Source organism: Nitrosophilus sp. (assembly GCF_982775275.1).
Map to the genome: position 1 here is coordinate 1 of NZ_CEXZHP010000090.1, position 5,751 is coordinate 5,751.

At 30.3% G+C, this 5,751-nt stretch carries 9 protein-coding genes; 4 read left to right on the top strand and 5 right to left on the bottom strand.

Features of this window, described 5'->3' with window-relative positions:
• The 3 genes from pgaB to pgaD form a co-directional block, all read left to right on the top strand.
• The coding region (gene pgaB, locus AC30RD_RS05495; RefSeq protein ID WP_489493322.1) for a poly-beta-1,6-N-acetyl-D-glucosamine N-deacetylase PgaB at positions 1–1,061 on the top strand (1,061 nt) is incomplete at its 5' end.
• Between the two features lies 1 nt (position 1,062).
• Positions 1,063–2,328 (top strand): poly-beta-1,6-N-acetyl-D-glucosamine synthase, encoded by a 1,266-nt coding sequence (gene pgaC / locus AC30RD_RS05500; RefSeq protein WP_489493324.1) that lies wholly within the window; start codon positions 1,063–1,065, stop codon positions 2,326–2,328.
• 1 nt (position 2,329) lies between these two features.
• Complete coding sequence (gene pgaD / locus AC30RD_RS05505) at positions 2,330–2,785, top strand: poly-beta-1,6-N-acetyl-D-glucosamine biosynthesis protein PgaD (RefSeq protein ID WP_489493326.1); 456 nt, start codon at positions 2,330–2,332, stop codon at positions 2,783–2,785.
• On the opposite strand, the gene AC30RD_RS05510 is transcribed toward pgaD, so the two are convergent.
• A complete protein-coding gene (locus tag AC30RD_RS05510) occupies positions 2,778–3,236 on the bottom strand; it encodes a c-type cytochrome (RefSeq protein ID WP_489493327.1) in 459 nt (152 codons plus the stop codon). The genes pgaD and AC30RD_RS05510 overlap by 8 nt on opposite strands.
• Before the next feature lie 118 nt (positions 3,237–3,354).
• Between AC30RD_RS05510 and trxC the strand changes: the two genes are divergently transcribed.
• Positions 3,355–3,783 carry a thioredoxin TrxC gene (gene trxC, locus AC30RD_RS05515; RefSeq protein WP_489493328.1) on the top strand — a complete coding sequence of 143 codons (429 nt, stop codon included), beginning with the start codon at positions 3,355–3,357 and terminating at the stop codon, positions 3,781–3,783.
• Between the two features lie 23 nt (positions 3,784–3,806).
• Here the strand turns inward: trxC and AC30RD_RS05520 are convergent, their stop codons facing one another.
• The 4 genes from AC30RD_RS05520 to AC30RD_RS05535 form a co-directional block, all read right to left on the bottom strand.
• On the bottom strand, positions 3,807–4,109 hold the full coding sequence (locus AC30RD_RS05520; RefSeq protein WP_489493330.1) for a c-type cytochrome: 303 nt from the start codon (positions 4,107–4,109) through the stop codon (positions 3,807–3,809).
• A 64-nt stretch (positions 4,110–4,173) separates the two neighbouring features.
• Positions 4,174–4,497 (bottom strand): cytochrome C, encoded by a 324-nt coding sequence (locus tag AC30RD_RS05525; protein WP_489493332.1) that lies wholly within the window; start codon positions 4,495–4,497, stop codon positions 4,174–4,176.
• A 64-nt stretch (positions 4,498–4,561) separates the two neighbouring features.
• Positions 4,562–4,891 carry a hypothetical protein gene (locus AC30RD_RS05530; protein WP_489493333.1) on the bottom strand — a complete coding sequence of 110 codons (330 nt, stop codon included), beginning with the start codon at positions 4,889–4,891 and terminating at the stop codon, positions 4,562–4,564.
• On the bottom strand, positions 4,885–5,751 hold an 867-nt coding region (locus tag AC30RD_RS05535; RefSeq protein ID WP_489493334.1), incomplete at its 5' end, for a sensor histidine kinase. The genes AC30RD_RS05530 and AC30RD_RS05535, both read right to left, overlap by 7 nt.

The following is a 5,751-nucleotide window of genomic DNA, read 5'->3' on the forward strand; positions in this document are numbered from 1 at the left end:
TTGTGCATGTGGATTTAGATTATATTTATGATAAAGATCCTATTCAGCAAGAAAAAAATCTTGGGGTTTTATTGGATAGGATAAAAGATTATAAGATAACTGCCGTTTATCTTCAAGCTTACGCCGATCCAGACGGCGACGGAGTAGCTGACGCCCTTTATTTTCCAAATAGGCATCTTCCTATAAGAGCGGATCTATTTAATAGAGTTTCTTGGCAATTGAGAACAAGATGTAACATAGAATTTATTTATGCGTGGCTGCCTGTAAGTGCTTTTGACATAAAGAACAAAGGTTCTTACGTAAAATATTTCGATATTAAAAATAAAAAAATATATATAGATAAAAAAGCGTATAAGAGACTTTCTGTTTTTAACGAAAAAAATAGAAAAATAATAAAAGAGATTTATGAAGATTTGGCAAAATATTCTCCCTTTAACGGAATACTTTTTCATGATGATGCTTTTTTAAGCGATTTTGAAGACGCAAGCAAAGAGGCGATTAAATCTTACGAAAAGATAGGACTTCCTTCATCGATAGAGAAAATTAGATCAAATAATGATCATATGAAAAGATGGACAGAATTTAAGATCGATTCACTTATTTGTTTTACTAAAGAGATTGAAAATGTTGTAAAAATATATAGACCAAATATAAAAACTGCAAGAAATATTTATGCAAGAGTGATACTGGATAAAGAAAGTAAAAAGTGGTTTTCTCAAGATTTTGAAAAATTTTTAGACTCATACGATTATGTGGCGGTTATGTCGATGCCGTTTATGGAAAATGCAAAAAATGATAAAAAATGGCTAAAAAAGCTTATAAAAAAAATAAAAAATTATAAAAATGGAGCAAAAAAATCGGTTTTTGAGCTTCAAAGCTTTGATTGGAATAAAAACAGAAAAATCGACTCAAAAGTTTTAGCTTCACAAATGAAGTTATTACAAAGAAATAAAATTTTAAATTTTGGATATTATCCTGATGACTTTTTAAAAAACCATCCAAAAAAAGAAACGATTCATCCAGTTTTTTCGTTAAATAGATATCCGTTTATTAGGAGATAATATGTTAGTTAATGAATTTTTAATAAATTTTACGGAGCAACTTATAAATTATTCGTATTACTATCCATTATTTATGGCTTATATTTGGATGATTGGGGCGATATATTACTATTTTCATTGGGAATTAGGAACAAAACCCGAAAATCCTCCAAAACTTGATAGTTATCCTTTGGTTAGTATTTTGGTTCCTTGTTATAATGAGGAAAAACATATAAAAGAGACTATAAACTATCTTTTACAAACAAACTATCCAAATTTTGAAATAATTGCCATAAATGACGGTAGCAAAGATAAAACCGGAGAGATATTAAAAAAAATGGAAGAAAAATATGAGGAGCTTAGGGTTATAGAGTTTGAAAAAAATCAGGGAAAGGCTATGGGATTAAATGCCGCCGCTATGGTGTCAAAGGGAGAGTATTTGGTATGTATCGACGGAGATAGTATATTGGACCCGGATGCCATAACTTGGATAATGCACCATTTTTTAACGGGACCTAGAGTTGGTGCGGTAACCGGAAATCCAAGAATTAGAAATAGATCTTCTCTTCTTGGGAAAATTCAAATTGGAGAATTTTCCGCAATTGTTGGTATGATAAAAAGAGCCCAAAGAGTATACGGAAGAATATTTACTGTTTCTGGTGTAATTGCGGCATTTAGAAAGTCGGCGATTCATAAAGTTGGCTACTGGCATACCGATATGGTAACCGAAGATATTGATATTAGCTGGAGACTGGAGTTAAATCATTGGGATATTAGATTTGAGCCTAACGCAATCTGTTGGATGCTTGTGCCAGAGACGATCAAAGGATTATGGAGGCAAAGGTTAAGGTGGGCTCAGGGAGGGGCTGAAGTTTTAAAAAAATATTTTAAAAATATTTTTGATTATAAAAATAGAAGAATGTGGGGAATATATGCTGAATATTTGTTAAGTTTGATATGGGCATATTCGGCTATTATGACGCTCTCTTTATGGGCGATCGGAAATTTTATCGATCTGCCAAAAGGTATAGAGGTACCTACTTTAATACCTTCCGTTTATGGAACATTTCTAGGAATTACCTTTTTACTTCAGTTTGCGTTAAGTCTTTTAATAGATTCAAGATATGAAAGGGGAATTGGAAGATATTATTACTGGATAATTTGGTATCCATTTGCTTTTTGGATAATAAATGTTTTTACGACGTCTGTTGGTTTTATAAAAGCCTTGTTTAAAAAAAGAGGGAAAAGGGCTGTATGGGAAAGCCCTGATAGAGGAATAGGAGTTTAAAATGTTAGATCCAAAAAAAATCATTATCGAAAAGCCTGAAGCATTGGATGAAGCTATAACTATAAGAGATAAAATTATTACTTTTTTATTTTGGGGACTACTGATATATATTTTTAGACCCCTTTTTGCTTTAATATTGTGGATACTTTTTGGGATTCATGTATTTAATCCCGATATTTTTAATATAGGACTTTATGAAGATATTACAAAATTTATAGCAAAAAACAGTTTTACCATATTCTCTTTTGCAGCAATCTTTATATCTTGGGCTATTTATAATAAAATTGTTTTTGGAAAGTTAAAAAGAAGAAAAGCAATTCCAAGGATTACGGATGAAGAAATTGCGAAATTTTATAAAGTTGATATTGATAATCTAAAAAAATGGAAACATAAAAAATATTTAAAATTTAAAATAGTTGAGAATGATTCTATGCTAAAAATAATCGAAGCTACTTAACTATTTTTCTTTTTTCTATTCCAAGTAGAGGTTTTCTTGTAAGGTCCGGAAAATATCCTTTTTGCCCTTTTCCTCCAACTCCGTGACAGCCTGTGCAGTTTCCGTAAAATAGTGCCGCTCCCTCTTGGACCCATTCTGGATGGGTTGGTTTAAAACCTTGCAAAGTAGCCATATATGCGGCTATCTTTTTTGCTTCTTCTTTGCTAACATATCCTCCATCCATCGCTCCAGAGGGTAGATTTAGGATGTTTGATCCATTTAGCATTACGTCAATCACGTAATTTTCAAAATATTCAACAGAGTTTATATCATATTTTTTTATCTCTTTTTTAACAGATTTTTGGATATCAACATTTTTGTTTAAAGTAACTTCTTTTTGATTTTTTTGTTTTATAAAAATAGCAACAATCATTAATATAAAAGGAATAATCAAAAGCAAGACTTTTTTCATTCTTTTTCCTTATGAAAATTATAAATGAATTTTATAAATTTTTAAATTTTTTTGCAACTTTTGTTCTATTATAAAATAGATTATTTTGATATCATTGTAAAAAATCAAAGGAGGAAAGATGGTTTTGCATATAGTTTGTCCAAACTGTTTATCCATAAATAAAGTTCCAAAAAAAGAGCATTATAAAAAGGCTAATTGTGGAAAATGCGGATTCAATCTTTTAGATACTACCCCTATAAATTTAGATCCCAACTCTTTTAATATACATATAACAAAAAACGATATTCCAGTAATCGTTGACTTTTGGGCTCCTTGGTGCGGTCCGTGTTTGATGATGGCTCCCTCGTTTGAAGAGGCGGCAAAAAATTTTCCTTTAAAAGCGAGATTTGCAAAAGTCAATACCCAAGAGCATCCGGCTTTAAGCGCTAATTTTTCAATAAGAGGTATTCCAACTATGATTGCTTTTAAAGATGGCGTAGAAGTAGATAGAGTTTCTGGTGCTTTAGATTCTGCTCAGATTGCTCAATGGGTAAGAAGATTTGTATAATCGGCTCCTATTGGAGCCGAAGATTATTTTAATTTGGAGATATATTCCGCAACCGCTTCAATGTCTGCATCGCTGTATGATGCAACCTGACCTTTCATAAGGCCACCCATTCCGTAAATATTTCTTGATCCTGCTTTATATCCTTTTAGGGCTTCTACTATTTTTGCTTTATCCCAACCAGCTATAGGTGCAGATTTTCCAAGAGCCTTTTTTTCCCCTTTAACTCCATGACATCCTGCGCATTTTTTATATAAAGCTGCTCCATCAGCTGCCATTAAACTTATTGCCGTTGCCGCTGCAAGCGTGAAAATCGCTAATTTTTTCATTTTATCCTCCTTTTTATGTTTAGTTAAGAGTAAAAATTTTTAAATTTTCCCTTCTCCCTTTTAATTAACAACTTGGAACGTTACCACTGTCACTTGCATACTCATAACAAAAATCAAATAGATGTTTTACCCACTTATCTTTGATTGATTCTGGTTTTACTTTAGGACATATTTTGTTTACCTCTTCTTTAAATTTACCAGCCTCATAAATCTCTTCCCACTCATCCTGAGTATGTTTAGCGGCAAATTTTGCCCCGGTCATTCCGCAAGGCTTTTTAAGCTTTTTTTGATATATCTTTTGTCCTTTTGCAACATCAGCAAATGCCGCACTGCTTACGAAGCTAACTCCAAGTATCGCCGCAAATATAACAGCCATCAATTTTTTCATCTTTTCCTCCTTTTTGTTTTGGTTAAAAGAAGTATAAAAGAAAATTGTGGAAAAATTGTGAAGACTATTTTATTCTACCTATTACTTTATATCTCTCCCAGTAGATATCTATGGCTTTTTTTAACTCTTTTTTAGATAATTTGCTTCTTTTTTTGATTCCAAATTTTTTAATATACTCTTTATTCATAACAGATTTTTTAACAGAAGGATTTTTCAAATACTCAAAAATTGCTTTTTTTACTCTTTTTTCGCTGCTATATATCAAAAGATAGTCAAAAAAAAGTTTTCTTAAACTAGGACCATATATTTTATGGCAATTTACACAATTTTTTTCATATATATTTGCGTTTAGAAAAAAGGATAAAAATATTAACAATAAAAATTTTTTTACCATTTTAATATTACCTCTGTAAACTCTTTCTCTTTTGATTTGATATCTATTTTTATATTAAACTCTTTTGCAATCATATAAACGATATTTAAACCTATTCCAAATCCTCCTTCACTTTTGCTTAATCTTTTATATCTTTTAAAAATTTCGCCGATTTTGTTTTTAGGTATACCAATACCCGTATCTTTTACGCTTAAAAAATTTGGCCTTAGTTTTATTATGATTTTTCCTCCCATTTTATTGTATTTTATAGCGTTTGAAATGATATTATCGAGCATTTTTGATATTTTATTTTTATCGGCTTCAATGTATGCATCTTTTAAATCCAAGATAAACTCTATTTTTTTAGAATCTGCTAATATTTTAAAATATGAAACCCTTTGTTTGATAAAATCTTTTAAGTTTAGTTTTTGAATTTTTGATTTAATTTTTTTATGAAGCATTAAATATGTTAAATCTTGATAGATATTGGATATTGTTCTTGCAGCTATTTCGATTCTGTTTATTTTTTTTATTGTTTTTTCGTCAAGATTTTCTTTTTTTATCGTCTCAATATTTGCTAAAATCGCACTTATTGGGGTATTTAATTCATGGGTGGTATCTTTGATAAAGTTATCTAATATTAAAAGGGAGTTTCTCATAGGCTTTAAGAATAGTTTTGTCAAAAAATAGCCAATAAAACTCATAAAAATAAGAAATATCCCGCCAAAAACGGTTATATTTTTAACGGTCTCTTTTAACCATAATTCATTATCATCTATCTCGATAACAACATATTTTGCGCCAAGATAGTAGGCGTCTGGTTCTTTTATAAAATGGATTTTTTTATCGGTTTTATATATAACTTTGTTTAGATTAACTTT